The sequence below is a fragment of the Chryseobacterium formosense genome (assembly GCF_900116415.1).
GTDB lineage: Bacteria > Bacteroidota > Bacteroidia > Flavobacteriales > Weeksellaceae > Chryseobacterium > Chryseobacterium formosense.
This window is the reverse complement of record NZ_FPAP01000001.1, coordinates 1283889-1304815: the sequence shown is the minus strand read 5'-3', so window position 1 is coordinate 1304815 and position 20927 is coordinate 1283889. Positions and strand designations below refer to the sequence as shown.

The 20927-nt window shown below is 35.3% G+C and carries 21 protein-coding genes and 1 pseudogene; 17 read left to right on the top strand and 5 right to left on the bottom strand.

The genetic code is table 11. The features are described 5' to 3' along the window. Positions 1-234: 234 nt before the first annotated feature. Positions 235-1083, bottom strand: a complete 849-nt coding sequence (locus BM371_RS06070; RefSeq protein WP_034672423.1) for a cyanophycinase — start codon at positions 1081-1083, stop codon at positions 235-237. 314 nt (positions 1084-1397) lie between these two features. Beyond that, on the bottom strand, positions 1398-1598 hold the full coding sequence (locus BM371_RS06065; RefSeq protein ID WP_034672422.1) for a putative periplasmic lipoprotein: 201 nt from the start codon (positions 1596-1598) through the stop codon (positions 1398-1400). Positions 1599-2128: 530 nt separating this feature from the next. Here BM371_RS06065 and BM371_RS06060 point away from each other — a divergent pair. The 8 genes and pseudogenes from BM371_RS06060 to BM371_RS06030 all read left to right on the top strand — a co-directional run bounded on the left by BM371_RS06060 (position 2129) and on the right by BM371_RS06030 (position 8821). Further along, positions 2129-3241 (top strand): glycosyltransferase family 1 protein, encoded by a 1113-nt coding sequence (locus tag BM371_RS06060; protein ID WP_034672421.1) that lies wholly within the window; start codon positions 2129-2131, stop codon positions 3239-3241. Then, positions 3234-4334: a UDP-galactopyranose mutase gene (gene glf, locus BM371_RS06055; RefSeq protein ID WP_034672420.1), complete on the top strand. Its 1101-nt coding sequence runs from the start codon at positions 3234-3236 to the stop codon at positions 4332-4334. The genes BM371_RS06060 and glf overlap by 8 nt, the downstream gene beginning before the upstream one ends. Continuing rightward, a complete protein-coding gene (locus tag BM371_RS06050) occupies positions 4327-5511 on the top strand; it encodes a hypothetical protein (protein ID WP_034672417.1) in 1185 nt (394 codons plus the stop codon). Before glf ends, BM371_RS06050 begins: the two co-directional genes overlap by 8 nt. 292 nt (positions 5512-5803) lie before the next feature. Next, positions 5804-6001: a thiol-disulfide oxidoreductase DCC family protein gene (locus BM371_RS20960; protein WP_228376753.1), complete on the top strand. Its 198-nt coding sequence runs from the start codon at positions 5804-5806 to the stop codon at positions 5999-6001. Between the two features lie 280 nt (positions 6002-6281). Then, positions 6282-6491: a cyclic nucleotide-binding domain-containing protein gene (locus BM371_RS20955; RefSeq protein WP_074958556.1), complete on the top strand. Its 210-nt coding sequence runs from the start codon at positions 6282-6284 to the stop codon at positions 6489-6491. A gap of 180 nt (positions 6492-6671) precedes the next feature. After that, on the top strand, positions 6672-7061 hold the full coding sequence (locus tag BM371_RS20655) for a hypothetical protein (RefSeq protein WP_228376688.1): 390 nt from the start codon (positions 6672-6674) through the stop codon (positions 7059-7061). A gap of 24 nt (positions 7062-7085) precedes the next feature. Next, positions 7086-7853 (top strand): annotated as a pseudogene (locus tag BM371_RS20650) (PQQ-dependent sugar dehydrogenase); the annotation flags it as partial. 2 nt (positions 7854-7855) lie between these two features. Further along, entirely contained in the window at positions 7856-8821 is a 966-nt protein-coding gene (locus BM371_RS06030) for a gluconolaconase (RefSeq protein WP_034672416.1), read from the top strand. An 84-nt stretch (positions 8822-8905) separates the two neighbouring features. Here the strand turns inward: BM371_RS06030 and BM371_RS06025 are convergent, their stop codons facing one another. Both BM371_RS06025 and BM371_RS06020 read right to left on the bottom strand, forming a co-directional pair. Next, positions 8906-9502, bottom strand: a complete 597-nt coding sequence (locus BM371_RS06025) for a DNA-3-methyladenine glycosylase (RefSeq protein WP_034672413.1) — start codon at positions 9500-9502, stop codon at positions 8906-8908. Positions 9503-9544: 42 nt separating this feature from the next. Then, on the bottom strand, positions 9545-10390 hold the full coding sequence (locus tag BM371_RS06020) for a transporter (protein WP_051882483.1): 846 nt from the start codon (positions 10388-10390) through the stop codon (positions 9545-9547). A 128-nt stretch (positions 10391-10518) separates the two neighbouring features. Here BM371_RS06020 and BM371_RS06015 point away from each other — a divergent pair, with 128 nt between their 5' ends. The 5 genes from BM371_RS06015 to BM371_RS05995 all read left to right on the top strand — a co-directional run bounded on the left by BM371_RS06015 (position 10519) and on the right by BM371_RS05995 (position 15447). After that, complete coding sequence (locus BM371_RS06015; RefSeq protein WP_034672411.1) at positions 10519-11067, top strand: YciE/YciF ferroxidase family protein; 549 nt, start codon at positions 10519-10521, stop codon at positions 11065-11067. A gap of 137 nt (positions 11068-11204) precedes the next feature. Further along, positions 11205-11846, top strand: coding sequence for a hypothetical protein (locus tag BM371_RS06010; protein WP_034672410.1), 642 nt, complete (start codon positions 11205-11207; stop codon positions 11844-11846). A gap of 102 nt (positions 11847-11948) precedes the next feature. Further along, positions 11949-12806, top strand: coding sequence for a cyanophycinase (locus BM371_RS06005; protein WP_034672408.1), 858 nt, complete (start codon positions 11949-11951; stop codon positions 12804-12806). 121 nt (positions 12807-12927) lie between these two features. After that, complete coding sequence (locus tag BM371_RS06000; RefSeq protein WP_034672407.1) at positions 12928-14400, top strand: alpha-amylase; 1473 nt, start codon at positions 12928-12930, stop codon at positions 14398-14400. 84 nt (positions 14401-14484) lie between these two features. After that, on the top strand, positions 14485-15447 hold the full coding sequence (locus BM371_RS05995) for a TIGR03557 family F420-dependent LLM class oxidoreductase (protein WP_034672406.1): 963 nt from the start codon (positions 14485-14487) through the stop codon (positions 15445-15447). A 629-nt stretch (positions 15448-16076) separates the two neighbouring features. Here the strand turns inward: BM371_RS05995 and BM371_RS05990 are convergent. After that, complete coding sequence (locus BM371_RS05990) at positions 16077-16439, bottom strand: response regulator transcription factor (RefSeq protein ID WP_034672405.1); 363 nt, start codon at positions 16437-16439, stop codon at positions 16077-16079. Between the two features lie 828 nt (positions 16440-17267). On the opposite strand from BM371_RS05990, the gene BM371_RS05985 reads away from it, so the two are divergent. The 4 genes from BM371_RS05985 (at position 17268) to BM371_RS05970 (ending at position 20605) form a co-directional block, all read left to right on the top strand. Then, positions 17268-17489, top strand: a complete 222-nt coding sequence (locus BM371_RS05985) for a hypothetical protein (RefSeq protein WP_034672404.1) — start codon at positions 17268-17270, stop codon at positions 17487-17489. 315 nt (positions 17490-17804) lie between these two features. Beyond that, a complete protein-coding gene (locus tag BM371_RS05980; RefSeq protein ID WP_034672402.1) occupies positions 17805-18422 on the top strand; it encodes a DUF4142 domain-containing protein in 618 nt (205 codons plus the stop codon). Positions 18423-18861: 439 nt separating this feature from the next. After that, on the top strand, positions 18862-19317 hold the full coding sequence (locus BM371_RS05975; RefSeq protein WP_034672400.1) for an Hsp20/alpha crystallin family protein: 456 nt from the start codon (positions 18862-18864) through the stop codon (positions 19315-19317). 94 nt (positions 19318-19411) lie between these two features. Next, complete coding sequence (locus BM371_RS05970; RefSeq protein ID WP_074958554.1) at positions 19412-20605, top strand: cation:proton antiporter; 1194 nt, start codon at positions 19412-19414, stop codon at positions 20603-20605. The last annotated feature ends 322 nt before the right edge of the window (positions 20606-20927 follow it).

The following is a 20927-nucleotide window of genomic DNA, read 5'->3' as shown; positions in this document are numbered from 1 at the left end:
CTCATAAGTGACGATTATAACCAAATTTTCAATCTTGTCAGTCATAACGAAGATGCGTTCTTTTAAAAAAAATTTATCATCTCCTTTATGAATCACGTCATAAAAGCTAGAAAAATATAATATTACTTTTGATATGATTATTTATCACAATAGAGGTTTACTAATTGGACTCTTCTATACTAGGAAGGGTTCAATTTTTTTAATAAAAATGAACACCGGTGGTCTTCTGGTACATTACTTTTCTCCAGTTTCTGTTCCGAGAAAAATATTTTTGCTGAGGTCTATTTTACAATTGTCTGTTAGAATATGAACTTTTAAATTTTCGACGTAAATTGGGAAGCCTTTTTGTACTGTTTCAATATTTGTCTGCCTGATATTTTCAGGATCGAGCATCCAGACCATTCCGGAACCTCTGCAAGTTGCAAGATGACCGCCTTCAATGACAAGCGCTGTATCTTCTCCTAAGCCTATTCCCCAACATTCACTGTTAAGAATCACAGCATGGGCAAGTCTCCCAAATCTCGCGCGGTGCACAAAATGAGTGTCGACAATACAATTTTCAAGAAATCCTAATCCGTTGTAAAGCTCAATATCATGTTCTAAAATAGCTTCACCGTTCACGGCTTCGAGAATTACGACTTTAGGTATGCACATTGCACCTGCACTTGTTCCCGCAATCGTAAAACCTTGTTCATTTTTATATTTATCTTTCAATAAATCTGTGATTACTGACTGTTCTAATGCTTTGCAGATTCTTTCCTGGTCTCCACCTGTAAAAAATATAGTTTTCGCATTTTTTATCCGCTGAAAATGAAAATCGGAATGAACCTGATCGTCACATATATCCAGAAAGTCAAAATTTGAGTATCCTATTTCCTTAAAAGTTTTACCATACGTTTCTTTCATATCTTCGGGATCAGATGTAGCAGTAGTGATCACCTCAATACGGTCTTCTTTAGAATTTACTAAAAGCCTAAGAATTTCTTTTGGTGAAAAATTATTGTTTTTTTGCTTCATTTCCAGATCGCTTCCGTCTTTATCTTCTTTGCCGCCGATAATGATTATTCTTCCTTTGGGCATCATTTTTTAAGTGTTATAGTTAATTAATATTATTTCTGCTTTAAAATTTAAATTATTCAAAAACCTGTGGCTTGATACTTTCGCTAGTATTAGGTTCAATAGTGCATCTTAAGGACATGTATATGTCCTTTAAGAGTTCTGAAATATAATTTTAGTCAGATTATCATTTTTTCAGGAGAAATAATCTCAAGGTAATCTTTCATGCACAATAGTAAATTTTCAAAAAACTTACTGTTACAATTGATTTGGCATTTACTATCATTTCTTCTATTAAATCATGGCAGATGATCACAACTTTCCCTTTGGCTCCATAACAACTATTCATTATCGCTTTTCCGATCAGCATTATCGCTTCCCGAATGTAAAGTGTCTGATACTTCATAGAGGGTTTTAATCGTATCAGATTTTCGATCGTTGACGGTTTGCCTTTTGTTTTCGTGGTCGGTGTACTGAGTTTCTGATTTTTTACAGGCAGCTACAAGAAATAGTGCCCCGAATACTAATGCTAACTTTTTCATATGGTTTGATTTGGCAATTCCAAACTTAGGGACAAAGTGTAAAAAAATGTTATGATGTTGATCATAGATATTAAAATTAATTCAATTATATTCTGGCATGGTTGCTTTGTATCTTTAGTTTATGATCTGAAGAAGTAAAGACTTAGTGTAACGTTAGTGCTTATTGTAAAGGTTCAAATTTGTATTTAGATAAACATTTACGTATCTGATCTGGCATGTTTTTCAAAATGTTAATATAAAATCCATTAGCTGACTTTTTTTTGGTGCTATGTATTCAGAATAGAGTATGGCATGATACGAGACTCTCCAAATTACTTCCATGATTACAATCATATATTAAAAGAGAACTATTTAATAGTTTTGGATAGTGATTATAATTTGATAGTAGTGTGACGGAGGATATTCGATGGAATATTCTCCTTTTTTATATACGAAACTACATCCAATTATATATTGTTGAGTGTGATTAAGGTCATAATATGTAAACAATTTCTTTGTCTAAATTGTTCTTAACTAAATCACATTAATATATGGACTATTTATTATGTTTCAGCCACCTTTCGTGGAATTTTGTCTATCAGCGACCTCAGCATCTTCTTACCAGATTTTCCAAAGAATATCAGGTTTTTTATTTTGAAGAGCCTAAAATAGGAGATTGCGACCGATATATTATTAATATTCAGGATAATGTTTACATTGTTGAACTGATTGTAAGCAATTTTGATGATATGGCTAAGGAAAAACTTCAGGGGCTTGTCAGTCAGGTTCTCCAGGAATATGAGATCAATACTTATCTGGTTTGGTACTATACTCCAATGGCACTGCAGTTTACTTATGCTCTTAAACCTGAAGTTATTATTTATGATTCTATGGATGAGTTATCTGCATTCAGGTTTGCTCCGCCTCAGCTCTTACAGCTTGAGGAAGAGTTATTCAGAAAAGCAGATGTCGTTTTTACTGGCGGAAATTCGCTATACAACGCAAAAAAGCATAGGCATCAAAATATTCATTCCATGCCGAGCAGTATCGATAAATCACATTTTGAGCAGGCACGAGGTATTCTCGATGATCCCCAAGATCAAGCATCCATTGGTTATCCAAGAATGGGATTTTTTGGAGTCATCGATGAAAGGTTTGATACCGACCTTTTAAGGAATGTTGCCTTCCACCGTCCAGAATGGCAGTTTGTTATGATTGGGCCTGTTGTTAAAATAGATCCTGAAATACTTCCAAAAGCACCCAATATCCATTATCTTGGTCCAAAAACGTATGCTGAACTTCCGTCATATATTTCTCATTGGGATATTGCATTATTGCTGTTTGCACTTAATGAATCTACCGAATTTATAAGCCCAACCAAGACACCTGAATATCTTGCAGCTGGAAAACCAGTTATTTCAACAGCCATTCGGGATGTCGTTTATCCTTATGGGAATGCGGCATTAATCAAGATTATTGATGATGCTGAATCTTTCATCACAGAAGCTGAAAGTATTCTTATAGATGAAGATAAAGATTATTGGTTGCGTACGGTTGACCATTTTCTGGAAGATGAATCGTGGGACAATACATATGATAAGATGAATACATTGATTAATAAAGTGAAAATGAACAATCTAATTAAACACATCAACCATGTATAACTTTTTAATCGTTGGCTGCGGATTTGCAGGAGCTGTGTTGGCAGAACGTCTTGCAGAAGAAGGAAAAAAGGTTTTAATCATAGACAAAAGAAACCATATTGGCGGAAATGCTTACGATTATTATAACGAAGAAGGTATCTTGGTTCATAAATACGGGCCTCATATTTTTCACACCAATTCTGAGGAGGTGTTCAGATACCTTAGCCGATTTACAGAGTGGCGTCCGTACGAACATCGTGTATTGGGAAGTGTTGACGGTTGTTTGGTGCCCATTCCAATAAACTTAACGACAATTAATAAGTTATATGGAGTAAACCTTTCATCCGATGAGGTTACAGAATTTCTTGAAGCAAGATGCGAAAACAGAAAGCCAGTTCTCACTTCAGAAGATGTAGTCGTAAACGCTGTTGGTAAAGAACTTTACGAAAAGTTTTTTAAAGGATATACCAAAAAACAGTGGGATCTGGATCCGTCTGAACTTGATGCATCCGTAACAGCGCGTGTTCCAACCCGTACGAATTGTGACGACCGGTACTTTACCGATACTTTTCAGGCCATGCCAAAACATGGATACACCGCAATGTTTACCAAAATGCTTTCACATCCGAATATCAGTATTATGCTTCAGACCGATTTCAGAGATATCGTAGAACTCATTCCTTTCGAAAGAATCATTTATACCGGGCCAATTGATTGTTATTTTGATTACTGTTACGGAAAACTGCCTTACCGTTCCATTGATTTCAGGTTTGAAACTTTACATCAAGAAACTTACCAGCCGACAGGAACCGTCAACTATCCGATGTCTAATCTGTATACAAGAATCACAGAATTTAAATATCTGACGGGTCAAAAATCAGATAAAACAACTCTTGTGTATGAATATCCTACAGCAGAAGGAGATCCATATTATCCAATTCCGAGAAAACAGAATCAGGAAATTTACAATCAGTATAAGAAATTAGCAGAAGAAACTGAAAACGTTTATTTTACGGGTCGACTTGGAACCTACAAATATTACAATATGGATCAGGTAGTAGCGCAGTCTCTGGCATTATTTCGTAAAATTATGAAAAGCGAAGTCCATGTATAGAGAATATTTTTTTGATAAAAAAATAAATCCTTTTGATAGCTTTTTGATGGCAGGTTTCGAATGTGCCGACCATCAGAATGCTTTTGGTGATAGAGTGGATCTATACAGAGCTTCTGGACATGATATTTACTTAGCAGATGATTATGAACTATTATCAAAATTCCATATAAAAACAGTGCGGGAAGGAATTCGTTGGAGCAGTGTGGAAACTATACCTTATCAATACGACTGGACTGAAGTCGAAAATATAATTAGGGTTTCGCAGGAAAAAGGCATTCAGGTCATTTGGGATATCTGTCATTTTGGGTATCCAGATGATCTTACGCCGTTGCATCCGATGTTTGCCCGTAGGTTTAGTCACCTCTGTAGTGAGTTCGTAAAGAAAGCCAGAAGCATTATTCCCATTAATCAGCCATTAATTGTAACACCTATCAATGAGGTCAGTTTCATTTCGTGGCTTGGAGGAGATGTGAGGGGAACTTCTCCTTACTGCATAGGGCAAGGATGGGAAGTAAAATATGCTCTGATGAAAGCATATATTGAAGGCATTGAAATGATGAAAATGATAGATTCATCTCTCAGAATTATGGTTACCGAGCCACTTATTAATATTGTAAGCAATAGTCAGGATCCTTTAGATATATTGAAAGCAGATAAAAGAAATATAGAACAGTTTCAGGTACATGATATCCTGTCGGGAGCTATTTGTCCGGAACTTCGAGGTAAACCTGAATATTTGGATTTAATAGGAGTTAATTATTATTACAATAATCAGTGGATTAACGAAACTCATGAAGTTTTGTTATGGACAGATAATCCACCCCATCCTACATATAAATCTTTGCAAACCCAGATTGAAAATGTATTTGTCAAATACGGAAGACCAATCATCATATCCGAAACCAGCCATCCCGGAGAAGACCGCAAAAAATGGATTGACTCTGTTGCTACAGATTGTTGTAGGTTGCTGCAGTCTGGAATTCCTCTGTTGGGTTGCTGCATTTATCCTTTCATAGATCGACCGGACTGGGATAATCTTAGTCACTGGCATCATAGCGGAATATATGATATATATGATCCTACTACTTTAGGCCGGGAAATTAATGTTGATGCACAGCAGGCATTAAAAAATTTCAGTAATGCCTTGAGATTGAGTGAGAGTGTTGATCATAAATAGATGTCAAATTATCTGTCGGGACGGCAGGTAATTTGATTTTATCTTCTGCTAGCCAAGTGAAGTTACACATGCTCCGGATTTTTATCAGATCTCATCCTTTGAATCGCTTTCTTGTGACTTGGGTCATATTTATTCAATGCCTGAACACTTAGCTTTGAATACACCAAATAAATAATTAAGGATTATATTTAAACTGTGAGCTTAATCCATGGATTGTAATCTTTACAAATACATTTTAGCAGAATATTAATATAAAAATTCTATTATGCAGTTAGATTAGGATAACAAATATATTGTTTTTTTTGATGGATATTGTGGAGTGTGTAATTTTTGGGTACAATGGATTCTTGAAAGGGATAAGAAAGACCGATTTTTATTCGCTTCTTTGCAGTCTGAAGCAGGACAGCGATTTTTAACAAAAAAGAAATTAAGTACAACGCAGTTCAATACTTTATATCTTCTTAAGCCAGACACCAAATATTTAATATAATCACGCGCGGTTTTAAAAATTGCTACACTTTTAGGCGGTGCTTACTCATTATTAGGACTCGGGCGTATAATGCCAAGATTTGTAAGCGACTATTTATACGACAAAGTTTCTGAAAACAGGATGAAAATTTCTTCGCAAAAATGTTTTTTGCCGGATGCAGACCAAAAGAGGAAGTTTATCGATATATAACGATTTCAGGTGATTTTACAGGTGCTAAGGTATCAAGTATTTGAAATAAATTCTCATAAAAGCATACATACCAATATAAAAAAAATATAATATGCTAATCAATACAAAATTCCTGCTGTCTGCGGGTGCGGAGTTAAAGCATTACAAATCCGGAGAGATTATATTTCATGAAGGAGATAAGTCCAGATATTTTTATCAGATAATAAGGGGCACCGTAAAGCTTTGCAGTCGCAATCATCACATAAAAATTCTACATACCGTAATGAATGAAGGACAAAGTTTTAGAGATTTATTAATCTGATTTTCAAGTTGTTGTGACTCAAGTCATAATACTTATATTAATTTGTTTGGTAAATTTACTAAACACCAAAGCAGAAAATATAACTTTTGTAACGCGTATTCTATAATGATATATGCTTATGAAATAAAACATTTATGGATTTACTGCAGGTCTTATTTTGATTATTTAAACCTAAAAAATATGAACAGTAAAACTATTCTCAGAACTATTTTTGTCTTCGCAGCTTTAGCATTTTCGCAGGTGACGGCGCAAAGAGGAATTCCTCCGAAAGATGTCGTCACGATTACCCACACGACCAATTATCCAGAGCATCTCGATTTTATTCCTGAAATGGTCAATCTGTTAAAGGTTCCTGAAGGGTGGAAGGTTTCTGTTGCAGCATCTGGACTTGGCAAACCTCGTATGCTTTATTATACATCATCCGGCAATATGTATATCACGCGACGGGATACCGGAGATGTACTCCTTTTAAAAGACACCAATAATGACGGTGTTTTTGATGATATTAAAACGGTGGTTGCAGAATTTAAAGGCGTTCACGGAATTACCATGAAGGATGGTCTTCTTTAATTATGCAATAACAATGAGCTTCGCCAATATAGAATGAATGCAGACGGAACTTTGTGGGATAAAAAAATGTTGTTTAATGATATGCCCAGTGCTGGTCAACACCCGAACCGTACCATGGACTTCGGTCCGGATGGAAAACTCTATATATCAATAGGAACTTTATGTAATGACTGTAAGGAGAGCGATCGAGAGGCAGCTTCTTTGGTACAGGTAGATCCGGTAACCTGGAAGCGAACTATTTTTGCTTCAGGTCTTCGAAATATGATTGGTTTCGATTGGCATCCACAAACAAAAGATTTATGGGGAATCGATAATGGTGGAGATGCGAAGGGTGATGACTGGCCACCTGAAGAACTGAATTTGATCAAAGAAGGAAAAAATTACGGTTATCCTTTTGCCTATGGGAAAAGGGAAGTAGACCGTACCCGGGAAGATCCTGCCGGAGACAGCAAAGAGAAACTGGTAGAAAATACAGAACCGTCTACGATGGAATTTCAGGCACACATGGCACCGATCGGATATCAGTTTTTTCCAGCTGGATCAACATTTAGCGGAGATGCTTTAATAAACTGGCATGGATCGTGGAACCGCAGCAGACCTGTAGGATTTAAAGTTCAGCGTATTAAGTATTCAAACGGCAAACCTATTGGTGCAGAAGATTTCCTAACCGGCTTTTTAAAAGGGAAAACACGATTTGGAAGACCTGCAGGAATTGCCATTGCCCCAAACGGCACGGTTTATATATCAGATGACGCCAACGGAGTTTTATATAGCATTAAACAAAATAAATAGTTATGAAAAAAAAAATAATGGCTGCACTTTTTGTGGGATGCGCAACAGCAGTTCCGGATCAGCCCACAGCGCGAATTGAGTTTAATGCTCCTGAGGCTTACCCGGAGGGTATTGCTTTCGACAGTATTTCTAGAAATTATTTTGTTTCTTCGGCAAGACTTGGCGGCATTGGTAAAGTTACACTTGATGGAAGTTACAGTGTGCTTATAAATGATCCTTCATTTAAATCCAGCTACGGAATGAAAGTACATCCTGACGGTAAACGGATTTTTGTGTGCATCGGTGATGCAAATTACAGCAAATTCACATCACTTGAAACAAGGAAAAAAATGGCAAGGTTAATAGGTATTGATATTAATACAGGCAAAAAAACTGATGATATTAATCTGGCTGGTCTCGTTTCGGGGCTCCATTTTCCTAATGATCTCACATTTGATAATCAAAATAATGCATATATCACCGACAGTTTCGCTAATGTTATCTACAAAGTGACTCCACAAGGTAAAGCCTCAGTTTTTGCAGATCATCAACTTTTTAAAACCGAAGGTATAGGATTAAACGGAATTGTGTGGCATCCATCAGGTTACCTGCTTTCGGTAAGCAGCGGAACTGGAACAATTTATAAAATAAATATTGATGATCCTAAAAAGGTTTCCAAAGTATTGACAGAGCAGTTTCTTATGAATGGTGATGGTTTACTTTTAACAGGAAGTCAAAAACTAGTAGTTGTACAAAATGGTGGGAGCGATAAAATATATGAACTGACTTCAAACGATAATTGGCATTCTGCTAAATTATCTGCTTCTACATTGGTCGCCGATCGTTTTACGTATCCATCTACAGCAACCAAAGCAGATGATAAAATCTGGGTGATGAATGCCAAATTTTCAGAACTGACAGACAGTACATCTGTTCCCTCAAAGAAGTTTGCAATACAGCATGCACGCCTGATACCGCTGCCTAAATGATTTATTAATTGTGCGGCGGTTAGGTATCATAAGCTAATCGCCTTTTTTTAATTTATACAATGGTCCTATCTTATTTGATGTAACCTATTTCCTCATAATATATTTCGAATCATTTACAAAAAATCGCAGAGGCAAAAGCGCATGTTCTTCTGCATAATCAATTCCTATCCGGGGAGCCATTGAAATTTGGTATGGCATATAGTCAAATCCGTGATCTTCAATCCAGATACGGTTTTTAGTCAGGTCTTCTCCGTTAAAAGAAAGGTTTATACCCAAAGCTTTGGTAAGAGATCCCGGCCCCGAAGATATCATCGGTTTCGTTGCAGACATTTTTCTTCGCATTTCCATTTCAGCAACACCATAGAAAGGTTCAATACTTCTGACAAGAACACATTTGGGATCATCTTCGATGGAAGTGACAATATTCAGCAAATGATGAATCCCGTAGCATAAATAAACATAACTATGACCGCCTTCCTTATACATAATTTCAGTTCTTTTAGTACGACGGTTTCTATACGCATGGGATGCCTTGTCTTCAATACCGAAATAGGCTTCGGTCTCCACGATGATACCTGCTGTTATGCTTCCGTCAAGGTCGGTAAAAAGTATTTTTCCTAAAAGATCCTGTGCTAAAAAAGCTACGTTGGTATTGGTATAATATTCAGCTGGTAATTTCATCCAAGTATCTTCCGCTTATAAATTAATTTATTTAATTACCAACTATAGACGGTAGGAAGCTCCTAAAAAATAGTGTTTATCTGCAGTATGTTGCAAACCGTAATTTAACCCAGCATCCAATTTAAAATCTTTTACGACCTCGATCTGTATGGCGGCATTAATAAAATTTGAAAATTGATGCGCTTTAAAATCGTAAGTATAATAAGTTTCTGCAATGCCGTCAATATTTTTTATTATGGAATGACTAAGAGTGATCGTCTGCAAAAATTCGGTATGCATTGCCTGCTGATCCTGATCTTTTAGCCTGTCTAGTTCTAACTGAAACCCTAACTTCCAATCTCCAGGAAGTTTATACGACATGGGAACGATGATACCTGCCTCAAGTCGGCTGTCGTCTTCATATTTCGAGATCGGAAATTTTAAGTAGGGAAGTATGGCTAAAGCAAAATTTCCTTTATCATTACCAATTAGATTTTGTTTAATGCGAAAAGTCAGATCTCCATGCCCCTGACTCATTTCCTTAATACCGGAACCTATTTCTTTTTTCTTTTCTATTCCGTAGGTTTGATAACCAAGCTGTATAGCTGTATTTTCTGTAATGCCGATCTTAAGGTTCATTTGATTGATCAATAAAGTATGTGCTTGTTTTTCTTCGCTTTGTTCTTTGACCCACTTAACAAGATCTGTCTCGAGTTGAAAATGTCCTGCATCAACTGTTATTGGAGATTCGGTAACATCAGGACGGTCTGTCTCCATATCCCGCATAAGCTCTTTTGGAACCGGATTGAAAATTGAAAATTGATCATCTTTTTTCTCTTGTCCATTGCAGACAGAAGAAGCCCATAGTAATAATAAAACTGCTGTGCAGTAGTGGTATGCGTTATTCATCGTTTTTTACTAAATAATACAAATTGTGTACTAATGATGTGAAAATCTAAAAATGTGGTATCAATTAAATGTAATAAGGTCTCGTATTTGTATATACTGTTTCATTATAAACCAAAATTGCATATATTATGAAAACGACAGAAAACAAAAACACGACAGGAAAAGTCAAGGCAAAATCTTCAGCTGCGGAGGGCTTGAAGGAACTATTTATCGATGAACTAAAAGACATCGTTTATGCAGAAAGAGCATTGGTGAAAGCACTGCCTAAAATGGCGAAGAATGCTTCAGAACCTAAATTGATTGCAGCAATTGAGGAACATGTTGCGGTCACTGAAGGACAGGTTCAGAGATTGGAAAAGATTTTTGAAATACTAGGGGAATCAAACCGTGGAAAAAAATGTGATGCAATGGAAGGGCTTATTAAAGAAGGTGAAAGTATTATGGAAGAAACAGAAGCCGGACCAGTAAGAGATGCCGGAATAATTTCTGCATCACAGAAGATTGAACACTATGAAATTGCATCCTACGGAACTTTGGCTGCTTTTGCAAAGACACTTGGCGAGGATGAGATCGCTTCACTATTGGAGGAGACCTTGGCAGAAGAAAAAGAAGCAGATACTCTTTTAACAGAGTCGGCTTATAATTCAATTAATTTCGAAGCAGCACAAGAAGGTTAGTAGCAAATTTATATCAAAAAGTCAGACTGCAGAGATGCAGTCTGACTTTTTTTAATATAATATTTTTTATACTATTGTTGTGATTACTGTCATAGAGAATTAATGAAGGAATTCATAACTATGTATTCACCATAATTATGAAGAAGAATATTAATAGTTGCAAGCTTGTTCCCGGAATTCCTGCTCAGACTGAGGGTGGCTTTCACGATACTGAAAGCGAAAAAGTTTATGAAAATATTGTAGAAGCGAAATATGCTTATCAATTGTTAAAGATGAGGCTTTTAGACATTAATCATTGGCAGGACTATTGCGCGATGTCATTTGCTAAATTCAGATTGTACAATACGAAAGGGTCATTCAAAGAATCTGTGCTGTCAAGACACGATCTCGTTAGGATAAATGTTTACGCGTCGCCGGAATTAGGGACTATATATTATTGGGTAAAAATAAGTGATATTTTTTTTGAAGAATATGAAGAGTTTGAAAGGACTGTAATCATTTTTATACCGACATCACATCCCAGAAATCAACAATCAGAAATCGCTCACTTTTATTCTTCCACTTCTTCATCGGCATTTGTTATTAACCGTCGAGGTAATATTCTGTCAGCTGCAGTTTACGGGCGCAATGAAACTCCTAATCTTGATACTAATTTTCTTGGGAAAATAAAAAATAGAATAATTTCTTTTTGCGCCGTAGTAGGATTGTCCAAAGTTCAATGGAGGAATTTTACAGATGGAATCTTAAATACAAATGGCATTTCAATGTCCGGTGATTAGCCTCATAAGATTTTTATTGATTATTTATTAAGTTTGATAAAAGTTCAGCGGACAAAGTATATTTCTGAGTCTGTCGAAGAATAATCCAAAATATTACGATTTATGAATATTAAAGGTAAACTACTGATTATCGGAGGTAAAGAAGACAGAAGCGATAATCATATTGAAATGAAAGAATGTAACAGCAAGTTTTCTCCTTATGAAATTCTTAGACTTTTAGCGGCCTCAAATAATGACCGTATCGAAATTATTACGACAGCCAGTTCTGAACCTGAAGACCTAAAAAAAACGTACACGGAAACTTTTTCCAAATTAGGTTTTAACAATTTTGGATTTATGCACGTTTGTGATGGTTCCGAGAATACAGAATATATAGAAAGGGTGCGTCAGGCAAAGACAGTATTCTTTACCGGTGGAGATCAGAACAGAATTTGCGAAACGCTAGTGAAATCTCCGATAGTACAATTATTAAAAGATAAATACAACAATGAAGAAGGTTTTATGGTTGCAGGAACAAGTGCTGGGGCAATGTGTATGCCTGAAGTCATCATTAGTGAAGCTGAAAATGGCGAAGCCATTCTTGACAACGACATCGACCTTGGCAATGGCCTCGGTCTGCTCAATTACGCTCTCGTCGATACTCATTTTGTACACAGAGGAAGATTCGGAAGATTGTCTCACGCAGTACTATTGAACAGAGACCTCTATGGTTTAGGACTTGGAGAAGATACAGCATTGCTTATTGAGAAAGGACACTTGGCAACCTGCAAGGGTTCGGGGATGGTTGTGGTCATCAGCGCAAAAGAAGTGACACAAACCAACGTTTCTAAAGCAAGTGAAGGCAGCCCGGTATATGCTGAAAACCTTAAAGTTCATCTGTTGACAGACAACTGCAGGTTTAATTTTGAAGAAGGAAAAATGGATACAGTAAGCCAAAGCAATGATACGAAAAGTATTTAATTGCTTTACAGTATGTAAATTAAAGTATAGTTTAAAGTGTCTGCGGAATTCTGCTAAATTCTGATTGCAAGACCTTAATATATCTTAAATAACAATTAAAAGCTATATAATAATGTATTGTATGAACGGAGTAATTATACAGTTTTTTCATTGGTACCACAAGGGAGATCTCTGGACGGAATTTGCGGATAAAGCTGAATATTTAAAGGATTTGGGATTTACGGCAGCATGGCTTCCTCCTGCCAATAAATGCAGTTTGGGTAAAGAAGGCCGTGGATATGATGTGTATGACTTATACGATCTGGGGGAGTTTGATCAAAAGGGAGGTATTGCAACACGTTACGGCACAAAGGAAGAATATCTGCATGCGATTGAAAAAGCACATGAGGCTGGCATTTCCGTATATGCTGACATTGTGCTCAATCATAGGCTAGGAGGAGACGAGGAAGAAAAAATTACCGTACATCAGGTAGATGATGAGGACAGGAATAAGAGAATATCTGACTCATTTGTTGCCACTGCAAAAACAAGGTTTACATTTCCGGGCAGGGCGGGTTCGTATTCAAAATTTATTTGGAACTATGAATGTTTCAGTGGAATAGATATAATCAATAAGAATGGGCAGTTAGAAAATGGAATTTTTAAAATTCATAATAAATATGGTGAAAATTGGACAGATGCAGTAAGCCATCAACTGGGTAATTACGATTACCTGATGGGTGCTGATGTTGAATATCGAAATCCTCATGTCGTTGAAGAAATGAAAAGGTGGATCAGATGGTACGTTGAAACGACGAAAGTAGATGGAATGAGGCTGGACGCTTTGAAACATATTTCATCAGAATTTTTATATGAGTGGATTCGTTATATCAAGACAGAAATTAATCCTCATTATTTTATACTTGGTGAATTCTGGAAGGATGAAGCAGATCAAATCAAATACTTTTCTGATCAAATGGAAAACCTTATTTCCTGTTTCGATGTGCCTCTGCATTACAATTTTTTTAAAGCATCGGAAGAAGGTAAAGCTTATGACCTTACTAAAATATTGGAGGGCAGTTTTTTAACAGAGAAGCCTTTATTTTCAGTCTCATTTGTGGAGAATCACGATACGCAGAAGCTTCAGGCACTCGAGTCTGCAGTGCAAGACTGGTTTAAACCTTTGGCGTATGCGATAATATTGCTTACGGAAGAGGGGTATCCCTGTGTTTTTTATCCGGATCTGTTTGGAGCAGAATATAGAGATATGAAAGATGGCAAAGAAATTCATGTAAGAATTCCAAAGGTGTCAATTCTTCCAAAGCTTTTGAAGGCAAGACGATCGTATGCTTACGGAAAACAGATTAATTATTTTAATCAAAAGAACTGTATAGCATTTATCAGAAAAGGTAATACGGAAAATGACGGCTGTATTGTTATCCTATCAAATGACGATGAAAATAAACAGGAAATTAACTTGGGTGCTCAGCATGGAAATTCTGTGTATATCGATTTCCTCGGAAACCGGAATGATAGAATAAAAACTGATGAAAATGGTAAAGCCCTATTTTGGGTTAATCATAAATCAGTCAGTGTATGGGTAAAGGAAGCGTAGAGCCGCTATGAAAAAGCTGGCTATAAGGTTTATTACCAGGCGTAATAAAATAAAAAAAAGAACAAATCACAATAAAATATAATTATGAAATCATTGATTGGATATCATTGCTCATTGGAAAGATATACTCCCTCTGAACATCTGGAACATGTGAAAATTGCCGAAAATTACCGGTTTGCAGAAATTACATGTTCAGACCATTTTTATCCCTGGAGTGTCAGGCAGGGAGCTTCGATAGCCTCCTGGCCGTGGCTGGGAGCTGCTATGGCAACGTGCAATCTACCTTTTGGAGTTGTTACTTCTCCTACAGAAAGAAGCCATCCGGTGGTGATCGCACAGTATATTGCGACATTGGGCACCATGTACAAAAAGAGATTTTGGGTTGCTTTAGGTAGTGGGCAAAATCTTAACGAACATGTGACGAATAATTATTGGCCTGTAAAAAAAGAAAGGAATGACAGACTAAAAGAAGCCATGACTATTATTAGAAACTTACTTCGTGGCGAAACGGTGAACTTTGAAGGAAAATATTTTAATGTTTACAATACAAAGCTGTATACTGTTCCGGAAGTCCAGCCTCAACTTTTTGTTGCAGCACTATCTAATGAATCAGCACATGAACTTGCAGATTGTAGTGACGGCATCATTACGGTTGTGAAGCCATTAAAAGATCAGGAGGATTTTATCTATGCATACGAGCAGGGTGGTGGTAATAAGGAATCAATGGTCTTGCAGGCAATCACTTCTTATCATGAAGATCAGCATCAGGCGGAATACGAAGCATGGTATAACTGGCGTCATGCCGTATTAGGAGGAAAACTTCAGTCAGAGATTCGGACACCGCAAGATTTTGACAGTGCAGTTGAAAATGTAACCATCGCACAGGTTAAAGATATAATCAGAATTTCTTCTAATCCAAATGATCATTTGGAATGGCTTAATGAATATAACAGCTGTGGATTTTCAAAGATTTTTATACAAGATGTTTCTAATGACCAAAGCACAACAATAAAAATGTATGGGCAATTATTAGACAAATTAAGGTAAAAAGAAGGAAGAAGTTAAATTATTTCAAGATCGTTACTGCAATATGACTGATAAAAACGTCTATAAAATTATACCTTTATGGACATTATTCTTTAATTCTTAAATGGGTTTACATCTTCGCTAAGAAACGTTGACACTTGAAATAAAAGAATAAACTCTTATATGAAACTAGAAAGGAACTTATTATTTAACTATTAAGATTAAGACTATCAAATCTTCCGACAATATTTTTAAGAACATCAGCAGTAATGAATTGAATAACCTATTTGGGTTGTCATTGAATAGCTTATATCAGCGAAACAAATAATTTCATTTGCAGAAAGTGTATCATCAGCTTTTCTTCATTTTTCCTTTCCTAAATAAGGGATGCCTAGAAGTTTTATAAAGGCTTATACGTTGTAAGAGATGGTTAACCTATTAAAATTGATCAGGATGGAACCTATTATTGTAATTGTATCTCAGCAAATATTGCAGAAACTGTGGCCTTACACGTAGCTAAATAGATAAAACTGGTCAATTGCAGTTAAAGGTTATGTTACATCATAGAAAAATCGGATTGAGAAATATTTTCTTATTTCTCAATCTTTTTCCAAGTGGAAATAATCGCCAACTTAAATTGGAATAAGTTCTTAATCTGTGTTGATTAAGCGTCCTACTTTTGTTACAATATCATTTAGATCAAAAGGTTTGCTTATAAATTCATCAGGGATGCAAACTTTTTCCATTTCAAAAAGCTTGGCATGTGCGCTCATCATCATCACAGGAATATGAGATGTTGATACATTATTTTTGATAGCATTACAAACATCAGTACCAAAGCCATCTGTAAGCATTACATCTAAAAGAAATAGATCAGGAACTATTGTTAAGTCTCTGTTGTTAAACTCATTAATACTGGAAAATGGTAAAACATGATAGTTTTCTGACGATAGAAGGAATTCCAATACTTCTCTGATAGCAGGCTCGTCCTCTAGGATACATACAGTTTTCATAAATAATTAACCCTCTTTATTCATCTATCTAGGTCATAGATGTGTTAGAACTAAGAATCTTTTAACAAAAACCATGCTATTATTAATTTTGTATTAAATTATGACAAGATTATTGAAACGATTAATTGTCAATTAATCGTTTCAATAATCTTAAATTTAGATGTGATTGAACAAATTGTAAACATAGAGGAATTCTAATGAATTAAGTGTAGACAGTCTTATCATATGCTAAGGTAACAGCAAATTTCTATAAATAATAAAAATATTAAATCATTCATTGACTAAGTGTTTGTATAGTATTTAAATACCTTCATATATTTCAGAAAATGTATATGTTCCGCTGCAACATAATCAATTTTCACTCAATATATGCTGTTTACCTGTACACTCCTATGGTTACCGAAAAAATCGAAGAATCCGTCGGAATTAGTAATGTTCTTATCATCTGCTTAAGCTTTAAATTAATTCTTTGAAGTTAAATTTATCTACCAAAATTGATAACCCGCTAAACTGGCTTGTATTTTGTTATTCAAAAACAAGCAGAAACTTATCAATATGTCTTACATCACAAAAACAGTCAAATATCAGCGGCAGTAATTGGAGCTTTCAAATTGACATATTTTTTGAGTGTAAACAGCTTAGAACAGGCTGCGAAATGGGGTAGTATTAATTTCATAATCATTCATGGCATTCCATATCCGAATAGCATTTGCAGAAGAATTAATAAGATGGTTGAAACTTCTTGCATTGGCATTAGTTTCTTGCATTGGCATTAGTTTTCTGATAAGCAACTAAAAGATTAATTACATAAACTAAAAAGAAAAAATAATGAATTTTATAGAGTTTACAAAGCAACATCTGTCATTTAATGAAGAACAGCAGGAATATTGGATTGAAATTCCAAAAGAAGAAATAGGCTATAGGATAGAACATGTTCAAATTGTCAATGACGATGGAACTTTCTCCGAGGCAGACTGTGAAATTACAGAAGATACTCTTACATTCACCTTATCATTAAAATTCCCGGCTAATCTTAGAGTAAATTTTTAGTTTTAAAAACTTACTTTGAACAACTAAAGATGAATCTTAAATGCTCTTTTTTTAACCATGCCGTTTTGATCAATATGAAGTAGCATTAAGACTATGTAATAATATTACCATAGGGATTCTAATTGGGATAAGTTTATGATGAAAATTGTTTCACATTATCATCAATGTAAAGTTTCATAAAATTGTTTTACAATTTTCTTTTCATTTATTTTGATTAATAAAGACTCATATAGAATCTTTGGCAGAAAAATTGATGGTTGTAGCAAATAGCGATAGATAAAATTGCTTTTAATTTAAACCAAACAAATATTTATTATGAAAAATTCAATTCTGACCTTGTTAGCAGTAGCTGCATTGGCATCTTGCAACAAAAAAGATTCTGTCTCTACAAATAGTTCAGTAGATTCGACAGACCTATCATCTACTGTTCCGACGGATACCCCACAAACTCTTAATGACTCGGCGACCGTTTCAAATACGGTAAATGATGCAAAGGCATTAAGTGATCAAGACAAAACTTTTGTTGATGCCGCAGCTAAAGGTGGAATGATGGAAGTAATGATGGGAGAGTTTGCTGCGACAAATGCTACCAATGCTTCTGTAAAATCTTTAGGACAAAAGATTGCAAAAGATCACAAAATGGCGAACGAAGAACTTAAAAAGTGGGCGGCTACTGTAAATTATTCTCTACCTTCATCCATGGATGCTGCCCAACAAAAGATGCATGATGATTTAACGGCCAAAAAAGGAGCTGATTTTGACAAGGCGTATGTTGATATGATGGTTAATGATCATAAAAAAGATATTGCAGCTTTTAAAAAACAGTCTGCAGACGGAACGGATGCTAACTTAAAAGCATTTGCAACTAAAACTATTCCTACCTTAGAAAATCATTTGAAGGAGTCTGAGAAAGTGAAGGCTGCTATGAAATAAAAGTTGAATATATAAAAAACAATAGCTGTCAAAAATGACAGCTATTGTTTTTTTGAAGAACTTTTCTAAAATTATTTTCTAACATGACAATAAGGATCTTTATCACGCTGCTTTTGCTTTGTGAAAATATCTTCTAGAATAGTATCGCTTCATAAAAGTAAATTGATTTCTTTATTTAAGAAACTTTAGCATTTCTTATCATATCATATCATATCATATCATATCATATCATATGATATCTGTGTTTTAAATTTAATAATAAAATTAACCTTACAAGGCATTGTGAAGCAGAATTAATTTTCTTTCATTTCGATGAAAGTTAGGACAAAATTTCACAATGCGCTTGACAATTTTTCCAATTCTGCGGTTGGCATATTGTTTGAAAATTTTGTACTGTGATCACATAAAATTTATTGTTTAACATTTAAAATTGTTTGTTATGTCAATCGTAAAAAGAAACAATGGCAGTTTGCTCCCTGCAAATCCACGTACACTGTTCGATGACTTTTTCAGCCGCGAACTTTTTAACTGGGGCAATAACAATTATTCTTCCACGCTCAGCACAATCCCTTCTGTGAATATTAGCGAGAATGAGCACAGTTTTGACGTTGAACTTGCTGCACCAGGAATGGAAAAGCAGGATTTTGAAATTTCGCTGGAAGGTAATCTTCTAACAATTTCCTCGTCCAAAAAGAATGAAATGGAAGAAAAAAATGAAAAGTATACTCGTAGAGAATTTAGTTATCAGTCTTTTCAGCGAAGTTTCGAACTTGCGAAAAATGTTGTTGATGAAGAGCATATCGAAGCTAAATACGAAAATGGAGTGTTAAAGCTGACAATTCCTAAAACTGAAGACGCTAAAAAGCCCGCACGAAGAGTGATTGATATTCAATAACATTTTCCTTAATGAACAGATTGGTTTTCCACATGGAAAACCAATTTTACATATCAGCATATTAAATCATTGTTAATGTTTAAAGCGATAATATATGAATGAATTACTGTGGTCTATATGTTTATTGAGCCTTATCATTTTAGGAATGATCTTCCTTCTTAAGAAATACAATCAGCCTTACCTGATTGCATACATTATTGCCGGGATAATTATGGGGCCATATGTTTTGGGAGTGTTTTCCAGTCCCGATGAAATAGAAGCTGTTGGCGAAATAGGAATTCTTCTTTTGATGTTTTTTTTGGGAATGGAAATTAATGTTCCTGACAATCGAAGCCTCCTTATCAAACCTATAATAGCACAAGGCCTGAAAATAATACTTAGTATGTTATGTGCTTTACTGGTTGGTTATACCATCGGACTTTCAGCAAACAGCATTGTGATGATGACAATTCTTTTCATGTTTAACAGTACAGCGGTCGTTAGTGAGTTTTTAAAAAAGCATAATACATTACAAACAGCATTGGGAATTGTAGTTCTTAATATGTTGATTTTCCAAGATTTGCTCTTAGCCCCGGTTCTGACGGTACTCAAAACATGGAACAAGGATGGCTTTAATCTAACCGGGATCCTTTTACCGATAGCATTATGTGTGAGCTTTTTTTATGTGATTAAGAAAGTTCGCAAGGCACGGGAAATAACACTCCCAAGAACATTTGCCACTATTGAATACGATCATGATTTGCAGGTGTTCTTGGGATTGCTATTATGTCTCGGATTCGGATTGATTGCTGAAGAAAGCGGTTTGAGCGCAGCATTAGGAAGCTTTATCGCTGGTGTGATTGTAGGGAGAGTGGAAGTATTCAATTGGCTCGAACATTCGTTAATGCCTTTTAAGATTTTTTTTGTTACGTTATTTTTTGTTTCAATAGGGCTGCGCCTTGATATTGAATTCTTATTTGAAAATTATACGGTAATTTTTTTGGGTACTTTATTCGTGCTGGTCAGTAATAGTGTGATGTCTGCAATTATTTTCCGTTTTCTCAAACATAATTGGAAGGAAAGCTGGTATGGTGGAGCGCTGTTGTCGCAGACAGGAGAATTCGGGATTTTAGCTCTTTCTGTTGCCTATAAAACGGGAATTATCGAATATGGATTATATAAACAGGGTCTCGGGATAACCTGCCTGTCTTTATTGTTTTCGACGATTTGGATTGCAATTTTAAATATCATATTAAAAAAAATTCCATCTCAGGAATATACTGTTGAAAATAAATTTTTACCTAAATAATTTCTTATCATTCAGAATATTATTAAAGTATTGTTATTTTGCATTATCTATTGATTTGAGGTACACTTTAGATATAGACATTTAAAATTTATGGATCAAGTGAAGTTCGGAGACTCTCCGTACTCTTCCTTCAAGATTTATTAGTAATCAATGAAATTTTGATACCACATCATAGAACTTTTATTATTGGATTGATAACAAGGGACTTGCTGGCATTTTATTTGTTCCTGTTACGATAAAAATAAATGTTATGGCTAACAATAAATCCAAAAAAGACCAGCGTGATTGCAGCAAAGTCAGTAGTTCTGAAAATTATGAGATC